At 62.2% G+C, this 17,415-nt stretch carries 13 protein-coding genes; 8 read left to right on the forward strand and 5 right to left on the reverse strand.

Annotated elements, in window-relative coordinates; genetic code table 11:
• Positions 1–24 precede the first annotated feature (24 nt).
• Positions 25–450 (reverse strand): SET domain-containing protein, encoded by a 426-nt coding sequence (locus tag LNV09_RS15450; RefSeq protein ID WP_263557960.1) that lies wholly within the window; start codon positions 448–450, stop codon positions 25–27.
• Between the two features lie 17 nt (positions 451–467).
• Positions 468–899: a preQ(1) synthase gene (queF, locus tag LNV09_RS15455; RefSeq protein ID WP_263558132.1), complete on the reverse strand. Its 432-nt coding sequence runs from the start codon at positions 897–899 to the stop codon at positions 468–470.
• A gap of 441 nt (positions 900–1,340) precedes the next feature.
• On the opposite strand from queF, the gene smc reads away from it, so the two are divergent.
• From smc to ligA, 4 genes are all read left to right on the forward strand, one after another.
• Entirely contained in the window at positions 1,341–4,856 is a 3,516-nt protein-coding gene (gene smc / locus LNV09_RS15460; protein WP_263557961.1) for a chromosome segregation protein SMC, read from the forward strand.
• Positions 4,857–4,929: 73 nt separating this feature from the next.
• Entirely contained in the window at positions 4,930–5,979 is a 1,050-nt protein-coding gene (locus LNV09_RS15465) for a cell division protein FtsZ (protein WP_263557962.1), read from the forward strand.
• A gap of 26 nt (positions 5,980–6,005) precedes the next feature.
• Positions 6,006–7,322, forward strand: a complete 1,317-nt coding sequence (gene paeA / locus LNV09_RS15470) for a polyamine export protein PaeA (protein WP_263557963.1) — start codon at positions 6,006–6,008, stop codon at positions 7,320–7,322.
• Positions 7,319–9,382 (forward strand): NAD-dependent DNA ligase LigA, encoded by a 2,064-nt coding sequence (gene ligA / locus LNV09_RS15475; protein ID WP_263557964.1) that lies wholly within the window; start codon positions 7,319–7,321, stop codon positions 9,380–9,382. Before paeA ends, ligA begins: the two co-directional genes overlap by 4 nt.
• A gap of 8 nt (positions 9,383–9,390) precedes the next feature.
• On the opposite strand, the gene LNV09_RS15480 is transcribed toward ligA, so the two are convergent.
• Together LNV09_RS15480 and LNV09_RS15485 are read right to left on the reverse strand one after the other, a co-directional pair.
• A complete protein-coding gene (locus LNV09_RS15480; protein WP_263557965.1) occupies positions 9,391–10,629 on the reverse strand; it encodes a 3-deoxy-D-manno-octulosonic acid transferase in 1,239 nt (412 codons plus the stop codon).
• Between the two features lie 57 nt (positions 10,630–10,686).
• The gene (locus tag LNV09_RS15485; RefSeq protein ID WP_263557966.1) at positions 10,687–12,075 is read right to left on the reverse strand and encodes a phosphomannomutase/phosphoglucomutase; all 1,389 of its coding nucleotides are present in this window, start codon (positions 12,073–12,075) and stop codon (positions 10,687–10,689) included.
• Positions 12,076–12,216: 141 nt separating this feature from the next.
• Here LNV09_RS15485 and LNV09_RS15490 point away from each other — a divergent pair, with 141 nt between their 5' ends.
• The 4 genes from LNV09_RS15490 to LNV09_RS15505 all read left to right on the forward strand — a co-directional run bounded on the left by LNV09_RS15490 (position 12,217) and on the right by LNV09_RS15505 (position 15,915).
• Entirely contained in the window at positions 12,217–13,374 is a 1,158-nt protein-coding gene (locus LNV09_RS15490; protein ID WP_263557967.1) for a sensor histidine kinase, read from the forward strand.
• Complete coding sequence (locus LNV09_RS15495) at positions 13,371–14,126, forward strand: LytR/AlgR family response regulator transcription factor (RefSeq protein WP_263557968.1); 756 nt, start codon at positions 13,371–13,373, stop codon at positions 14,124–14,126. The genes LNV09_RS15490 and LNV09_RS15495 overlap by 4 nt, the downstream gene beginning before the upstream one ends.
• Before the next feature lie 48 nt (positions 14,127–14,174).
• Positions 14,175–14,942, forward strand: coding sequence for a substrate-binding periplasmic protein (locus tag LNV09_RS15500; RefSeq protein WP_263557969.1), 768 nt, complete (start codon positions 14,175–14,177; stop codon positions 14,940–14,942).
• Positions 14,943–15,039: 97 nt separating this feature from the next.
• On the forward strand, positions 15,040–15,915 hold the full coding sequence (locus tag LNV09_RS15505; RefSeq protein ID WP_263557970.1) for a DMT family transporter: 876 nt from the start codon (positions 15,040–15,042) through the stop codon (positions 15,913–15,915).
• 27 nt (positions 15,916–15,942) lie between these two features.
• On the opposite strand, the gene LNV09_RS15510 is transcribed toward LNV09_RS15505, so the two are convergent.
• Positions 15,943–17,202 (reverse strand): sigma-54-dependent Fis family transcriptional regulator, encoded by a 1,260-nt coding sequence (locus LNV09_RS15510; RefSeq protein WP_263557971.1) that lies wholly within the window; start codon positions 17,200–17,202, stop codon positions 15,943–15,945.
• Between the last annotated feature and the right edge of the window lie 213 nt (positions 17,203–17,415).

The following is a 17,415-nucleotide window of genomic DNA, read 5'->3' on the forward strand; positions in this document are numbered from 1 at the left end:
TCCCCTTTTTGGGGGGGGCAAAAACTATAGCCAGCCGCTGCAGCCGGGCTGCGCGCAGCGGCAGGCCAAGCGGCCTTCATGGTGGGTGGCGCCATAGGCCACCGTGATCTCGTCGCCGATCGCCAGGTCGCGCATGGCAAAGAATTCGACCGCGCCATCTTCCACCTGGATGCGGGCATTGGGCGAGCAGGAATGGTTGGTGAAGCGCATCGCGTCGGCCGAGCGGGTGGCGTCGATCGCGCGGCTGGCGGATACCTCCACCAGCATGATGCGCTGCCGCCCTTGAGCGCGGCGCCGCGCCTCGGCCACCGTGATCGCTTCGCCGGTCAAGCCGCCCAGCTTGGCGCCGAGCTTGACGACCTCATCCGCAAACACGCCGTAGCCATCGATGCGGCTGCGCCGCACCGTCACGGCGATGTCTTGATGGCAGTTGCTGGTGGCGAAGGACAAGCGCTCAGCCTCGCTGCTCAGGCCAGCAAGCCGGACTGAAAGCCATGCGAGGGCAGATCAACACTTGGCAGCGGCTGCCAGCCTTTTTTACGATGCTCAACCACCACATTGGTGTAAATGCCGCCGCGCACATACCATTTGGCGGTGATGCGAATAAAGCGCGGATCGGTGACCTTGACGATGTCGTTCAGGATCGTGTTGGTGACCTTTTCGTGGAAGGCGCCCTCGTGGCGATAGCTCCAGAAGTACATCTTCAGGCTCTTCAATTCAACGCATTGCTGGTCGGCAATCATGTCGATGGTGAAGTGAGCGAAATCGGGCTGGCCGGTCAGCGGGCAGTGGCAGGTGAACTCGGGCACCTGGAACTGGATCACATAGTCGCGCTCAGGCGCCGGGTTGGGGAAGACGTGCAGTTCCTTGCTTGGGCGCGAAGGAGGGTTTGGCGGCATCTCGCGCTGCTTGGGCGCCATGGCCATGCTGACGGCCGGCGTCTTATTGACCGGCTTTGCGGCCTTGGGCATTTCCAGCTTCAACACCTTGCGGGTCTTGGCCTCCAGCTCCAGAGTTTGGCGGCCCTTGCTGCTGGTTTTGGCGCTGGACTTTGCGGCGGTTTTAGCTGCAGATTTGACGGCGCTCTTGGTTGCAGTCTTGGTAGCGGACTTGGTCGGAGGGGTGATCTTGGCCATGGAATCAATGCGCCACAGCAAGGCCGTAGGCCAAGCTGTGTCGGTGAGTAAAAGGGGGAGGCCGCGATGGTATCATCCAGGCCCGATAAAGCGCCCGTTTGCGGCGCTTTTGTGTAAATAAATCAACGGCTTAGCAGCGGTTTTCGAAGTTCGCCCTGGCTTGAGAGGCGTACTTTTGAGGCTTGCTGTGGTGTTTTCGCGTCCATGCGTCTGAATTCGATCAAGCTTGCGGGCTTCAAGTCCTTTGCCGATCCGACGGTGTTCCAGCTGCCTGGGCAGTTGGTGGGCGTGGTCGGGCCCAACGGCTGCGGCAAGTCCAACATCATGGATGCCGTGCGCTGGGTGCTGGGCGAGAGCAAGGCCTCCGAGCTGCGTGGCGAGTCGATGCAAGACGTCATCTTCAACGGCTCGGGTAATCGCAAGCCGGCCAGCCGCGCCAGCGTCGAGCTGGTGTTTGCCAATGAGGACGCACGCGCCGGCGGTCAGTGGAACCAGTTCGCCGAGATTGCCGTCAAGCGCGTGCTGACGCGTGACGGCAGCTCCAGCTACTTCATCAACAACCAACCCGTGCGCCGCCGCGATGTGCAGGATGTGTTCCTGGGCACGGGCTTGGGGCCGCGCGCCTACGCCATCATCGGTCAGGGCACGATCAGCCGGCTGATCGAGAGCAAACCCGAAGAAATGCGCATGTTTTTGGAGGAAGCCGCCGGCGTCTCCAAGTACAAGGAGCGCCGCCGCGAGACCGAAAACCGGCTTCGCGACACGCGTGAGAACCTGACCCGCGTCGATGACATCCTGCGCGAGCTGAACAACAACCTCGAGAAGCTCGAGAAGCAGGCCGAGGTCGCGGCCAGTTATCGTGGCCTGCAAGATGCCGGCACCCTGAAGCTGCATCAACTCTGGTTCTTGAAGCAGCGCGACGCCGCTGCGGAGCAGGACCGCGTCAAGTCCGAACACCTGGAGGCCACCAATGCCTTGGAGGCGCGCATGGCCGAGCTCCGCCATGTCGAGGCTGAGCTGGAAACGGTTCGGCAGGCTCACTATGCGGCTGGTGATGAGTTGCATGCGAGCCAAGGCCGCTATGCCGAGGCGCAGCTGGAGGTCAGCCGGCTGGAGGAGCGCATTCGCTATGTGGTCGAGGGGCGCCAGCGTGTCGAGGCGCGTTTGATCGAGCTGCAGGCGCAGAGCCAGCAATGGGAAGAACGCGCGCTGCAATCCAAGGACGAGCTGGAGACGATTGCCGAGCAGATCGCGGCAGCCGAGGAACAAAGTGAAATCCTGGCCGCGCAGGCCGAGGAGCAGGGCGGCAATCTGCCCAATGCAGAAGATGCCGTGCGGGCAGCGCAGGCTCGTGCGAACGAGCAGCGTGCCTTGGTGGTGCAAGTGCAGCAGCAGATCCAGGTCTTGGCGGCCGAGAGCCGCAGCGTTGAGGAACAGTCGCGCCAGCTGCGTACCCGGCGCGAGCGCTTGGCCACGGAAAAGCAAGGCCTGGCAGCGCCCGAGCAAGACAAGTTGGCCGAACTCAAACGCAGCAGCGAAGCGGCTGACGAGGCGCGCGATATGGCCGATGCCCGCCTGCATGAGCTGGGCGAACAAGTGCCTCAGTTTGAGGAAGCCAGGCGCGCGGCGCAGGCCGATGCGAATCAACAGCTGGCCAAGCAGGGGGCGTTGTCGGCCCGCTTGGACGCGCTGCGCGCTTTGCAAGAAAAGGTGCAGACCGAGGGCAAGCTAAAACCCTGGTTGGCCAAGCATGGGCTGGATGGGCTGGCCGGATTGTGGTCCCGCTTGCACATCAAACCGGGCTGGGAGAACGCGCTCGAGGCTTCGCTGCGCGAGCGCATGACGTCGCTGGAAGTTGGCCGCCTGGAGACGGTGCGCGCTTTCGAACAAGATGCGCCGCCGGCCCGCTTGGCTTTCTATTCCCCGCCGGCGATCACGATTGCCAACAGCCATCACACGCTCGCGCGCTTGAGCGACTTGCTGCGCCTGGACAACCCCGGCCTGAGCGCCTTGCTGAACGACTGGCTCGAGGGTGTTTACACCGCTGATAGCTTGGATGAAGCTCTGGCTAGTCGGAACAAGCTGACCCATGGCGAGCTGATCATGACGGCCCAAGGACATGCAGTCAGCCAGTTTGCAGTGAGTTTTTACGCACCCGACTCCGAGCAGGCGGGCATGCTGGCGCGGGCGCAGGAGATCGAGCATTTGGTGCTGGAGCTGCGTGCACAGCAGTTGATTGCCGAAGAGGCCAAATCGAACCTGGTGCGCGCCGAGGCTGCCTATACCGATGCTTCACAGCGGCTCTTGGGTCTGCGCCGCGAAGCGGTTGAGACGCAAAACCGCGCGCACCAGCTGCATGTCGAGTTACTTCGACTGACGGGTCAGGCCGAGGCCGCCAGCAGCCGCCGTACGCAGCTGGAAGATGAGTTGTTCGAGATCGACGCGCAGGCCGAAGAACTGCAGGAGCGCCGCATGACCGGCGAGGCGCGTTTCGAAGAACTCGATATGCAGTTGGCGACGACGCAGGAGCGCCATGCCGAGCTGGATGATGCGACGCTGCTGGCTGAGCGCCGCCTGGCCGAGGCGCGCGAGCAACTGCGCGGCCTCGAGCGGCGCGCCCAAGAAGCGCAATACAGCGCCCGTGCGCTGGCCTCGCGACGGGGCGAGTTGCAACGCGCGATCGAAACCGCCGCGCAACAGCTGCAGACCAATCAGCAGTCGATGGAAAGTCTGCAGCGCGAGATGGACACGCTCAATGACGCGGCCGCGCAGGCCGGCTTGCAAGACGCCTTGGCTTTGAAGATGGAGCGGGAGCAGGCTTTGGCGGCGGTACGCAGCGGCTATGACGATTTGAGTCTGCGCCTGCGCCAAATGGATGAGCAGCGCCTGGCTTTCGAGCGCAGCCTGGACCCCTTGCGCGAGCGCCTGACCAAGTTGCAGCTCGAAGAGCAAGCCGCGCAGCTCGGTGGCGCGCAGTATCTGGAGCAGCTGATCGCGGCGGCCGTCGACATGGAGGCGTTGGCGCTCAGTATTGAAGTGGCCCAAGTCAAGCTCTACGGCCTGCAAGGCGAGATCGACCGCATCAACCGCGAGATCGCCGCACTCGGCGCGGTCAATCTGGCCGCTTTGGATGAGCTGACGTCGGCGCGCGAGCGCAAGACCTTCCTCGACTCGCAATGCGCGGACCTGCAGTCGGCGATGGGCACGCTGGAGGACGCGATCCACAAGATCGACCTGGAAACGCGCGACCTGCTGGCGGCGACCTTCGAGCAGGTGAATATGCATTTCGGCCGCATGTTCCCGATTCTGTTCGGCGGTGGGCAGGCCAAGCTGATGATGACCGGCGACGAAATTCTCGACGCCGGCGTGCAGGTCATGGCGCAGCCGCCGGGCAAGAAGAACAGCACGATTCACCTGCTCTCGGGCGGCGAAAAGGCGCTGACGGCAATTGCCCTGGTGTTCGCCATTTTTCAACTCAACCCCGCCCCGTTCTGTCTCTTGGACGAGGTGGATGCACCGCTGGACGACGCCAATACCGAGCGTTATGCCAAACTGGTGGCCGAGATGAGCAGCGGAACCCAGTTCCTCTTCATCTCACACAACAAAATCGCAATGGAAATGGCTGAACAATTGATTGGTGTGACCATGCAAGAGCAGGGCGTTTCGCGCATCGTGGCGGTCGATATGGACAAGGCCTTGGCCTTGGCGGAGCTGACATGAGCCCCCTGTTCACTTCGTTCACGGCCCCCGAGGGGCGCGTTCTCCCTTGGGACGGCCCGGCGGGAGAACTGACATGACTTTGACAGAGATGTTAGCCATCGCCGGTGGCGTCGTTTTGGCCGGCGTTGTCGCTCATGGCGCCTGGAGCGCCCGCAAGGCCGGCCCGCGCCGTGCCGATGCGCAGCTTGAGCCCATGATGGACGGCGCACGGCAAGAACCCGGCCTGAACGGACCCGCCTTGGGTGAGGCTGCGGTGTCACTGGATGCGACGCTGCCCGCCGTAGCTCGCGTGCGCAAGCCGTCCGCCCGCATCGACGCCTTGATTGACGCGATCGCCACTGTCACGCTGGATGCGCCGGTGAGCGGCGAGATGGCGATTTCGCATCTGCCGGGCAGCCGCCGCGCCGGCACCAAGCCTTTTCATATCGAGGGCATGAATACCGAAAGTGGCGAGTGGGAGCTGCCCGTGCCGGGTCAACGCTATGGCGAGTTCCAGGCCGGTGTACAGATGGCCAACCGCAACGGTGCGATGAACGAGATCGAGTATTCGGAATTCGTACAAAAGGTGCAGAGTTTTGCCGACGGCGTGGGTGCCTTTGTGCAGTTCCCTGATATGTTGGATGTTGTCGGTCGGGCGCGTGAATTGGATCATTTTGCAGGGGACCATGACGCGCAGTTGGCGGTGATTCTGCGAGCCAGGTCGGCCACCTGGACGCTGGGCTTCGTGCAACAGATCGCCGCGCGCCATGGGTTTGTGCCGGGCGCGATGCCAGGCCGCTTGGTGCTGGCTTCCGAAGAAGAGGGCGCGCCACCCATCCTGAGCTTGAACTTTGAGCCACAGGCGGCCCTGGCCGAGAATCCGCAACTGTCTTCGTTGCGTGAACTGTCCTTATCGCTTGATGTGGCGCAAACGCCGGAGGCGCTGGAACCATTTGCCTCCTGGCAAGAGGCAGCGCGCGGCTTGGCGCGCGACATCGAGGCCGATGTCTGCGACGATAGGGGTCAGGTCTTGAACTTGCATGCCTTTGCTTCGATTGGCCAAGATCTGACGACCTTGTACCGGGCCTTGGCTTCGCGCGATCTGGCCGCCGGCAGCTTGGTTTCTCGGCGTCTATTCAGTTAAATTATTCCAGCCAAAGAGGAGTTTCATTGAGCACCAGCTTGTTGCTGATTGCGGCGCTGATCGCCGCCAGTGCCTTCTTCTCGATTGCAGAGTTGGCGCTGGCCGCTTCGCGCCGCCTCAAGCTACAGCAGCTGGCCGACGAAGGCGATGCGCGAGCCAAGCGGGTGCTGGCGGTGCAGGAGCAACCGGGCCACTATTTCACCGTGGTGCAGATCGGCGTCAACACGGTCGCCATCCTGGGCGGCTTTGTCGGTGAGGGCGCCTTGACGCCGCATTTCGAGGCGGCTTTGGGCTTGCTGATGTCACCCGAACGGGCTCATTCGGTCGGCTTTGGCCTGTCCTTTGTGTTCATCATCAGCTTGTTCATTGTGCTGGCCGATCTGGTGCCCAAGCGACTGTCGATGAACGAGCCCGAGCGCATGGCGCTAGCCGTCATCGGCCCCATGCAGGCCTTGGTGACCTTGCTCAAACCCTTGGCATGGGCCTTCAGCAGCATGACCGAGGGCTTTATTCGCTTGATGGGCCGGCCGGCCCAGCGTGACAACTCGATCACCCATCTGGACATTCTGGCGCTCGCCGAAGCCGGCAATCTGGCCGGCGTGGTAGCCGACGCCGAACAGCAAATGATTGAAAACGTGTTCGAGCTGGACACGCGCCGGGTCGAGAGCGCGATGACCAGCCGCGAGCGGGTGGTGTTCTTTGCACTCGATGATGATGATCAGCTGATCCGCAACCGCATCGCGGAGGCGCCGCATTCGACCTATCTGGTTTGCGACGGCGAGATCGACAGCATCGTCGGTTATGTGGATGCGACCGATCTGTTCCAGCGCGTCTTGCGCGGCGAAACCATCAATCTGCGTGCGACTCAAGCAGCGGGGCTGCTCAAAAAAGTGCTGATCGTGCCGGACCGCTTGACGCTGTCCGAGGTCTTGATGCAGTTCCGCGAGAAGCTGGAAGACTTTGCCGTCATCGTCAATGAGTACAGCCTGGTGGTGGGTGTGATCACGCTCAATGACGTGATGAGCACGGTGATGGGCAATCTGGTGGCGTCCTATGATGAGGAGCAGCAAATCGTGCGCCGCGAGGACGGCTCCTTCCTTGCCGACGGCATCACGCCGATTCCCGATGTACAGCGAGCCTTGGAGTTAGAGACCTGGCCGCACGCCGGCCAATATGACACCTTGGCAGGCTTTTTGATGGTGATGCTGCGGCGCATCCCCAAGCGCACCGACCAGGTGGTCTGGGAAGGCTGGCGCTTTGAGGTGGTCGACGTGGACAGCCACCGGGTCGATCAGGTGATGATTGCACGTGTTGTTCAGCCGGAATCAAATAAAGACGCATGAGCCAGACCGATAGCCGTTCCGATACTGAGCAGTTGGCCTGCGAGCGCGCCCAGGCCTTGCGCGAGACGCTGAACCACCATGCTCACCTTTACTACGTGCTGGACGCGCCTACGCTGCCGGACGCCGAGTACGACAAGCTGTTCCAGGAGCTGCAAGCCCTGGAGGCGGCCTATCCGCAGCTGCTAACGCCAGATTCACCGACTCAACGCGTGCTGGGCAAGGTGCTGGAAGGCTTCACGCCGGTGCGCCATGCGGTGGCGATGCTGAGCATTCGCACCGAGACCGACACCGAGCCGACCGGTGCGCTCAACTTTGATCAGCGCGTGCGCAAGCAGTTGGAGCTGAGCGATGACGCGCCGCCAGTCGAGTACGCGGCCGAGCTGAAGTTCGACGGCCTGGCCATCAATCTGCGCTATGTGCAGGGCTTGCTGAAGCAGGCCACCACGCGCGGAGATGGTGAAACCGGCGAAGACGTGACGCAGAACATCAAGACTATCGGGCAAATTCCGCTTCGCTTGATCGGCGTGAGCGCACCGGTGATCGAAGTGCGCGGCGAGGTCTATATGCGCCGCGATGACTTCGAAGCCTTGAATGAGCGCCAGCGTCAGGCAGGCGGAAAGACTTTCGTCAATCCGCGCAATACGGCCGCCGGCGCAGTGCGCCAGCTCGACCCGGCCTTGGCTGCGCAGCGCCCCTTGAGTTTTTACGCCTATGGCCTGGGTGAAGTGCAGGGTTGGGACTTGCCGGCTACGCACAGCGGGCTGCTCGACGCGCTGGCCAAGATGGGCTTGCCTGTGTGCGCCGACCGAACCATCGCGCTGGGTGCTGCCGGCCTGGTGGCTTTCCATCAAGCGATGGGCGCCAAGCGCGACAGCCTGCCTTTTGATATCGACGGCATCGTCTACAAGGTCAACAGTCTGGCGCTGCAGCAGCGGCTAGGCTTTGTCAGCCGCGAGCCGCGTTGGGCGGTCGCGCATAAATACCCGGCGCAAGAGATGCTGACCCGGCTCAATGCGATCGAAATCCAAGTCGGTCGTACCGGCAAGCTGACACCAGTGGCCAAGCTGGAGCCGGTCTTTGTCGGCGGCACGACGGTGTCCAATGCGACCTTGCATAACGTCTTCGAGCTGCGGCGCAAGGGCGTGCGAGTCGGTGATCAGGTAATCGTGCGCCGTGCCGGTGATGTGATCCCCGAGGTGGTCGGCCGCGTGGTCGAGCTGCGGGCCAGTTATGTACCGAATTTCCATATGCCACGTGAGTGCCCGGCCTGCGGCAGCGCCGTGGTGCGCGAAAAGGGCGGCCTCAATCACAGCTGTAGTGGCGGCTTGTTTTGCCCGGCCCAGCGCAAGCAAGCCTTGCTGCATTTTGCCGGCCGGCGGGCCTTGGATATCGAGGGCCTGGGAGACAAGCTGGTCGATCAACTGGTCGACTCGGGTCTGGTCACCAGCTTGCCGGGCTTGTACAAATTGGGCGTGGCCAAGTTGTCGGCCCTGGAGCGTATGGCCGATCGCAGCGCCTTGAATCTGTTGGATTCGCTGGAGAAATCCAAGCAGACCACCTTGGCGCGCTTCCTGTTTGGCCTGGGTATCCGGCAGGTCGGCGAGGCCACCGCCAAGGATCTGGCCCGTTATTTTGGCGGTATCGATGCCTTGATGGATGCGAGCGTGGAGCAGCTGCTGCAGGTGCGCGACGTTGGACCCATCGTGGCGCAAAGCATCCAAACCTTTTTTGCTCAGGCACACAACCGCGAGGTGATTGAGCAACTGCGCGCTGCGGGCCTGACCTGGCCTGAAGGCGGCGGCGCGGCGGCCGAAACCGGTCCCCAGCCGCTGCTGGGCAAGACCTTGGTGCTGACCGGCACGCTGCCGACCTTGTCGCGCGACGCTGCCAAGGATTTGATTGAGGCGGCCGGCGGCAAGGTCAGCGGCTCGGTGTCCAAAAAGACCCATTACGTAGTCGCCGGCGAGGAGGCGGGTTCCAAGCTGGACAAGGCGCGGGAGCTGGGGCTGACGGTGCTGGACGAAGCCGGGCTGCAGGCCTTGTTGGCCGGAGCGGCTTAATTGAGGATTTAGGCTTCAGGCAGCAAGGCCAGAATGGCGCTGGCCATTCGCGCGGCGGCGCCGCGATGGGCGGCGGCAAACTGCCTTGCTTGGTCGGCGCCTTGACCGCCGGGCTCTTTGCAGATGATCAGCGCCTGCGCCAGACCTTGGCTGATATCGGCCACACGCAAGGCCGCACCGGCCGCCTCGGCCAACTCGGCCGCCTCGGCAAAGTTGAAGGTGTGTGGCCCCATCACGATGGGGCAGCCGCAAGCGGCCGCTTCGATCAGGTTCTGACCGCCGAGTGGCGCGAAGCTGCCTCCCAGCAGCGCGACATCGGCAAGCGCGTAATACAGCGCCATCTCGCGCATCGAGTCACCGAGCCAGACCTGGGCCTTCAATGCTTGCTCGGGCAGCTTGTCTTGCCAGCCGCTGCGGCGGGCCAGCGTCAGGCCGGCCTTCTCGACCAAGGCCGCCACCTCGTCGAAGCGCTGCGGGTGGCGTGGCACGATCAAGAGCAGCGGCAGGTCTTGCTGCGGCAACTGGCTCCAGGCCTGCAACAGCATCGTCTCTTCGCCTTCGCGCGTCACGGCGGCCAGCAGCACCGGCCGACCCAGCTGCTCGCGCCATTGCCGGCCTTTGGCTAACAAATCAGCGTCCACCTGCATATCAAACTTCAAATTTCCCTGCACCAGCACCTTGGGCACAGCGCTGGCGCGCAGGCGCTCGGCGTCGGCCTCGGTCTGCGCCAAGGCGAGCGCCAAGCGCCGAGCGGCCGGATGCAGCAAGGCCTTGAAGCGTTCACCTCGGCGCTGGCTGCGCGCGGACAGGCGTGCATTGGCCAAGACCATGGGAATCTGCTGCTGGGCCGCTTCGAATTGCAATTGCGGCCAGATTTCGGTTTCCATCAAGACGCCGACGGACGGCCGCCAATGGCGCAGAAAGCGCCGCACCGCGCCCGGCGTGTCGTAGGGCAGCCAGGCCTGCGCATCGCCTTCGCGCAGCAGGCCCAAGCCGGCGGCGCGGCCGGTGGCCGTGCTGTGGGTCAGTAGCAGGCGGGTGTTGGGCCGCTGCTCGCGCAGTGCGTTGATCAGCGCGGCGGCCGCACGGGTTTCGCCCAGCGACACCGCATGTACCCATACCCAAGCGCTTGATTTGGGCCTTAGGCCGTAAAAACCCAGGCGTTGCGCCAGCCATTGGCGATACAGCGGCTCGGCCTTGCCGCGCCGCCACAGACGCAGCAGATAGAAGGGCGTCAGCAGCCGCAACAGGCTTGTATAAGCCCAACGGCTGAGGCGCTCAGACCATGCTTCTGCGGGGGTCAATCAATGCCCGGCCGCAAAGGTGGCGTCGGGCTTGACGCGCTTGAGTTGGGCCAGCACATCATGCTGGATGCGGGCCAAGGCCTCGGGCGTGTGACCTTCAAAGCGCAGCACCAAGACCGGTGTGGTGTTGGACGCACGCACCAGACCGAAACCGTCCTCGTACTCGACGCGCAGGCCGTCGATGGTGACGATCTCCTTCGAGCCCGGGAACTCGGCCACTTCCAGCAATTTTTTGACCACCTCGTGATGCTCGCCTTCGGCGCAAGGCACATTGATCTCGGGCGTGTTGAAGCTGGTCGGCAGTGCGTGCAGCACCGCGCTTGGGTCGCTGGCCCTTGAGAGGATTTCCAGCAGGCGGGCGGCGGTGTACATCGCGTCGTCAAAACCGTACCAACGCTCCTTGAAGAAGATATGGCCCGACAACTCCCCGGCGAGAGGCGCGCCGGTCTCGCGCAGCTTGGCCTTGGCCAAGGAGTGGCCGGTCATCCACATCAGCGGCTTGCCGCCATGCTCGCGAATCCACGGTGCCAGGCGCTGTGTGCACTTGACGTCGAAGATGATTTCGGCGCCGGGCTTGCGCTTCAGAATGTCGGCGGCGAACAGCATGATTTGGCGGTCCGGCATGATCATGGTGCCGTCCTTGGTGACCACGCCCAAGCGGTCGCCGTCACCGTCGAAGGCCAGACCTAACTCCGCATCGCATGCATGCACGATGCGCTTGAGGTCTTCCAGATTCTCTGGCCGCGATGGATCGGGATGGTGGTTGGGGAAGTCACCGTCGACCTTGGAATAAATGTCGATCACCTCGCAGCCCAGTGCGCGCAGGATGGCCGGTGCGGTGGCGCCGGGGATGCCGTTGCCGGAGTCGACCACGATCTTCATCGGGCGCTTGAGCTTGCAATCTTTGACGATGCGCTGGCTGTACTCGGGCACGATGTCCATCGCGGCCGTGCGACCCTGGCCGGTCTTGTAGTCCTCGGCCTCGATGCGCCGGCGCAGGCCCTGAATCTGCTCGCCATAGACGGCCGCGCCCTTGAGCACCATCTTGAAGCCGTTGTAGTCCTTGGGGTTGTGGCTGCCGGTCACCATGATGCCGCTGCGGCAGCCATGCTTGGCGCGTGTGGCGGCAACGTAATACAGCATCGGTGTGGTGACGGCGCCGAGGTCGACCACGTCCAGGCCGGTGGATTGCAAACCACGGATCAAAGCAGCCACCAGGCCGGGGCCGGAGATGCGGCCGTCACGGCCGACGGCGACGGCCTTCTCACCGAGGGCACGCGCTTCGGTGCCGAAGGCGCATCCGAGGTGTTCTGCCAGCTCTTCGTTCAATGTTGTGCCGACGACTCCTCGGATGTCATAGGCCTTGAAGATGGACGCGTGAACTTGCATGTGGAAATTCCCTGGATTGAATGGATCGGTAAAAAAGCTTGGCGCGATTGTAGGCAAGGGATTTGACGCTTCATCGCACCGGCTGTCGAATCGTCGCGACCCGGCATTGCTTGCTTGGCTGGCTTGCCTACACTGCGACACATGAAGAGCATCATCCATCACTTCAAGAGTGGCCTGCTGCAGGCTTGGGCGTCATTCACCGTGCTGACAAAAGACCGCACCGAGCCGGCTTGGGCGCGCGTCTTGATCAGCACCGGCATAGGTCTGTGCTTTGCCTTGCTGTTCACGCTGGTGCCGGGAATGATCCTGGGGCGGCTGTTCGATGGAAATTGGTTGGCGCACACCTTTGGCGCCAATCTGATTTTGTGCCTGTGCATTTCTTACACCATCCATGCCTTGTTTCGAAGTGCCGAGCTGTTTTTGCCGGTGTCGATGATTGAGCGATTGCAGGCGCGCAGCGACTGGCGAGCCGGGGTCTTTTCGGCCGGGGTAGGGATTGCCGGGACTGCGCTGGGCGGCTTCTTGGGGTTGATTTTTCTGGGGCATGTGTTTGATATCGATGCCTTGGGAAGCTATTTGAGCAAACCCTCGAATCTGCGCATGTCCGGTTTTCTGACCTTGCTGATCACCGGCGCCAATATTTTTTGGTGGAAGATGCGCAGCAAGCAGCAAGCCTTGCAGTTGGCCGCCACCGAGGCGCAGCTGCGCCTGCTGCAGGCGCAAATTGAGCCGCATTTCCTGTTCAACACCTTGGCCAATGTGCAAAGCCTGATTGACCATGATGCTGCGCGTGCCAAACATATGCTGGAATCATTCACCGATTACCTGCGGGCCAGCTTGGGCCAGCTGCGCAGGGCGGATAGTTCGCTGGGCGCTGAGCTTGAGATGGCACAGAGCTATTTGCATTTGCTGCAGATCCGTATGGGTGAGCGGCTGAGCTTCAGCATCGAGGCCAGCGCCGAGGCGCGTAGTGCAGCCTTGCCGCCACTGCTCTTGCAGCCCTTGATAGAAAACGCCATTCATCATGGCCTGGAACCCAAGCTGGAGGGCGGGTGCATCATGATTCAGGCGCAGGTGCAGCAAGGCAGGCTGCAGATTCGGGTGGAGGACGATGGGCTGGGCCTGGATGCGCCCAAGCGCCCAGGCCGCAAGGGCGGCGCTGGTATCGCCCTGGGGAATATCCGGGCGCGACTGGAAAGTCTTTACCCTCACAATGCCAGTCTGAGCCTAACGCAGCAAACTGTCGGCACTTTGGCCGCTTTGAGTTTGCCTTACACACCAAGCCGAAGCCAACCATGACCCGTGCCTTGATCGCTGATGACGAGCCGCACTTGGCTCAATACCTGAAACAGCAATTGGCCGATTGCTGGCCCGAGCTCGAGATTGTTGCCGTGGCCAGAAACGGCATCGAAGCGGCTGAGCAGATCAATGCTCTACAGCCGGATATTGCCTTTTTGGATATTCAAATGCCGGGCCTGACCGGGCTGGAGGTGGCGCAAGGCATCGAGGGCGGCACGCGGGTGGTGTTCGTCACGGCCTATGACGAATATGCGCTGGAGGCTTTTGACGCGGCCGCGATTGACTATCTGCTCAAGCCGCTGAAGACGGAGCGTTTGCTGACTTGCCTGGCCCGCCTCAAGGGCGCACTGGCGCAACCCCAAGCCGCTGAGACTGCTCGTTTGGCCGAGGCCTTGCAGCGCCTGCTGCCCAGCGCTGCGGCGGCACCAAGGCTGCGTTTCATTCGTGCCGGCAGTGCAGACTTGATGCATCAGGTCGCGGTACAGGATGTGCTGTTCTTCCATGCGGATGACAAGTACACGGTGGTTAAAACGGCCCAGGCTGAGCACTTGATTCGCACCACCATCACCGACTTGGTGGCGCAACTCGACCCCGAACAGTTCTGGCAGGTGCACCGTTCAACACTGATCAACCTGGCTCATTTGGCAGGCACCAGGCGCGACGAGATGAGTCGCTTGTTTGTGCGCATCAAGGGCCATGCGCAGGAGCTGCCGGTCAGCCGCGCCTATGTGCATCTGTTCAAGTCGATGTAGAGTCGGCTCCAAGTCAGGGGGCTTACAAGAATCCATATCGGCACGATCATGAACTTCCTCTTGCGTAGAAGTCGGCGGCCTTTGCCCTGGCTGTTGGCGGCCGCTCTGTGCCCGACGCTGCTGCTCTCCCATCCGGCCAGAGCCGCCCAGTTGGAATGGCTGGCGGGGGAATTGCCGCCCTTCGTTTGGCAATCCCAGGACGGCCCGCATGGCCTGGCGTATGAGTTGGCGGCGCAAATGTCGCTCAGACTCGGCCGCCCGATGAGCCTGACCATTTACCCCTGGGCGCGTGCAGTTCGTATGGCTGAGGGAGGACCCAACTACGGCGTATTTCCGCTGGCTCGCACGCTTGATCGGGAAGCAAAGTTCAAGTGGCTGATCCCCTTGGCGCATGTGAACTACACCTTCTTTGGTCGACGCGGCAGCAGCGTTGATTTGGATGACCTGGAGGCCTTGCGGTCTCAACGCATCGGCGTGTTGCGCGGCTCGCCCATCATCAAGAATTTACAGGCCGAGAAGTTTCGCCATCTCGTGCAAGCCAAGGACTACAAGGAACTTCTGCGCCTCTTGACCGAGGGCATGGTTGCTGCGGCCTATGCGGGTGAGCCGATGTTGCGCGCTGCGATTGATGAGTTCGGCTTCAAACCGCAGGAGTTTCGCTCTGGGCTCAGCTTGAAGTCCGCCGAGCTGTATGTGGCGACATCTTTGGCGCTGGATCCTTTAGAAGAAGAGCGTTGGCTGCAGGCTTACCGAGAGCTTCAATTGGACGGCACGGTCGCTCGCTTGCAGAAGAAATACTTGCAGCGGGAGCACTGAGCTTTCGGCGTGCGCTGGCTGAAGGGCGCAAGAAGCGGGTCGACCGCGAGCAAGTCGGCGCGCAGTATGCTCACGGGCCTTACCGTGACTGCACCTGATGAAAACCTTTGACCTCGCCGAACTGATTTTGCTGGCCGCTATTTGGGGCGCCTCCTTTTTATTCATGCGCCTGGGCGCCCATGAATTTGGGCCGGTGGCGATGGCTGCGATGCGCGTCGCCGGGGCCAGTCTGATGCTGTTGCCGCTCCTGGCTGCGCGCCAGGGGCTTGCCGAGTTGGGCCGGGAATGGCGGCCACTGGCCGTCATTGGCCTGTTGAACAGTGCCTTGCCTTTCGCGCTGTTCAGCTTTGCGGCCTTGTCGATCTCGGCTGGTTTATCCAGCATTGTCAATGCCACAACGCCGCTATGGGGGGCCTTGATCGCTTGGCTTTGGCTTGGACAACGGCTCAACAGCCTGCGCATCATCGGCTTGGGCCTTGGCTTTGCTGGTGTGCTCTATTTGGCCTGGGACAAAGCATCGTTCAAGCCGGGCGCGGACCACAGCGCGGTGTGGGCCTTGCTGGCATGTTTGACTGCGACCTTTTGCTATGGACTTGCGGCCAATTTCAGCAAGCGCTACACCGCGCATATCGCGCCGTTGGCGGTCGCCACCGGCAGCCAAGTCTATGCCGCTTTGATGTTGATAGTGCCTGCTTTGGTCTTTTGGCCTCAGACAGTGCCCAGCCCGCAAGCCTGGGCTGCAGTGTCGGCCTTGTCACTGCTGTGCTCAGCGTTTGCCTACATTTTGTATTTCCGCTTGATGAGCCGCATCGGGCCCACCAACACCATCGCCGTGACCTTCTTGATCCCCGTCTTCGCGGTGCTCTGGGGCTATTTATTCTTGGGCGAAGTTTTTACGCTGAAAATGGTGGCCGGCTGCGCGGTGGTCTTGTTGGGTACGGCGCTGGCCTTGGGTTTGCTGCGCCGCTCATGAGTGGACAATGGGGTGAACTTGGCCGTTTCACTGCGGGGTGTGGCTCGGCAGATCCTTGAGCTTGCGATACAAGGTGCTGCGGCCTATGCCTAATTGCCTGGCCGCGAGAGCCAGATTGCCTTTGCAGTTCAAGACAGCCGCCTGAATGGCTTGCAATTCGGTTTGACGCAAAGTGCCGGTTTCGCTCAACCCCACAGGGGGGCGCAGGGCTTCACCGGCAGGGCTGAGCTGCTGGCCAGCTTGCTCAAGTGCCGCAGCACTGCGCGTCAAGCTCGCTGCGCGCTCCACGGCAGCAGCAGCGCCCACCGCCGCATCCGACCCCGATGGGGTTGCAACTGGGGCAACTTGCCCGAGCGCCGTCGCCCCGGACTTGCCTCGACTTGCAAAGCTCAACACGCCATGCAGACATCTTGCGGGTGCAGCTCCGCCCGCCTCGACATGGGCCGCAACCAGAAGATCGCCCACGCCGCCGCGGCTCTGTGCTGAGGCCTGTGCAGGCTTGGTCAGCGCCATCTGCAAAGGCAGGTCCGGGTAGCTTTGGCCGTGTTCAAGCAGGCTGGGCAGCTCAATGCCGAACAGATCCGGCAGGGCGCAGCGTCGCAACTGAGCGGCGCTTTGCCCTATCATTTCAATCGCGCGGCGGTTGACGCCAAGCACCCGGCCAGCCTCGTCAAGTGCCAGCACGCCCTCTCTGAGAGTACCCAAGCCGTTGGCGCTGGGGTGAATGTGCAGGCTCAGGCTTTGCCTGAACATGTCTTTGAACCATTGCGTTTCAATCATGTTCGCCGCCATGGTCGCCAAAGCGAGCGTGTGCGGGTGGTAGCTGCGACGGTCACCGGACACATTGACCACGCCCAGCAAAGCACCTTTGTGATCAAAGATCGGCGCAGCCGAGCAGGTCAGGAAATGGAAATCACGCAAATAATGGTCTTGGCCGTTGACCACGGTCGGGGCCTCGGTCATCAAGGCGGTGCCGACGGCATTGGTGCCCTTGACGGCTTCCGACCAAATAGCCCCGGGTGCCAGGGCAATACGCTGAGCACGCTCCAAGAATCCCGGGTCTCCCATCGCATGCAAGATGACGCCGCTGGCATCGGTCAGCAAGACCATGCTGTGGGCATGGCTCAGCTGCTCGTAAAGCATTTCCATCACCGGTAGCGCTTGCGCGCACAGTCTGACGTTGCGCTTGCGAAGCTCGATCAAGTCGGTTTGGCTCAGACAAGTCAAGTCGGCGCGGTGCTGTGGCATAAGCCCGAAGACCTGGCAGCGCTCATGTGAACTCAACATCGCCAGTCTTTGCTCAGCTTGAGGCTCTGCCCTGCTTTTCGAGGCGATTGCGGGTCCGCTGCGTTGGCCGTAATTGGTGCTTATCAATCTTGCTCCCTGATGCTTTGTGACAGACTAGCATGCAGCGTAGTCCCATCGGCCCCTGGAGTTAGGGGGATGGCCAGCGACAGGGGGGTGGGCTTGCCCTAGTTGTGCGATAGGCGGAAAGTTGAG

This window comes from Paucibacter sp. B2R-40 (genome assembly GCF_025717555.1).
Lineage (GTDB): Bacteria > Pseudomonadota > Gammaproteobacteria > Burkholderiales > Burkholderiaceae_C > Paucibacter_A.

Coding starts and splice junctions, on each gene's coding strand:
- LNV09_RS15465 (WP_263557962.1), top strand. CDS start 4,930: ATGACTTTGACAGAGATGTTAGCCATCGCCGGTGGCGTCGTTTTGGCC.
- LNV09_RS15485 (WP_263557966.1), bottom strand. CDS start 12,075: ATGCAAGTTCACGCGTCCATCTTCAAGGCCTATGACATCCGAGGAGTC.
- LNV09_RS15490 (WP_263557967.1), top strand. CDS start 12,217: ATGAAGAGCATCATCCATCACTTCAAGAGTGGCCTGCTGCAGGCTTGG.
- LNV09_RS15495 (WP_263557968.1), top strand. CDS start 13,371: ATGACCCGTGCCTTGATCGCTGATGACGAGCCGCACTTGGCTCAATAC.
- smc (WP_263557961.1), top strand. CDS start 1,341: ATGCGTCTGAATTCGATCAAGCTTGCGGGCTTCAAGTCCTTTGCCGAT.
- queF (WP_263558132.1), bottom strand. CDS start 899: ATGCCGCCAAACCCTCCTTCGCGCCCAAGCAAGGAACTGCACGTCTTC.
- LNV09_RS15510 (WP_263557971.1), bottom strand. CDS start 17,202: ATGTTGAGTTCACATGAGCGCTGCCAGGTCTTCGGGCTTATGCCACAG.
- LNV09_RS15500 (WP_263557969.1), top strand. CDS start 14,175: ATGAACTTCCTCTTGCGTAGAAGTCGGCGGCCTTTGCCCTGGCTGTTG.
- LNV09_RS15505 (WP_263557970.1), top strand. CDS start 15,040: ATGAAAACCTTTGACCTCGCCGAACTGATTTTGCTGGCCGCTATTTGG.
- ligA (WP_263557964.1), top strand. CDS start 7,319: ATGAGCCAGACCGATAGCCGTTCCGATACTGAGCAGTTGGCCTGCGAG.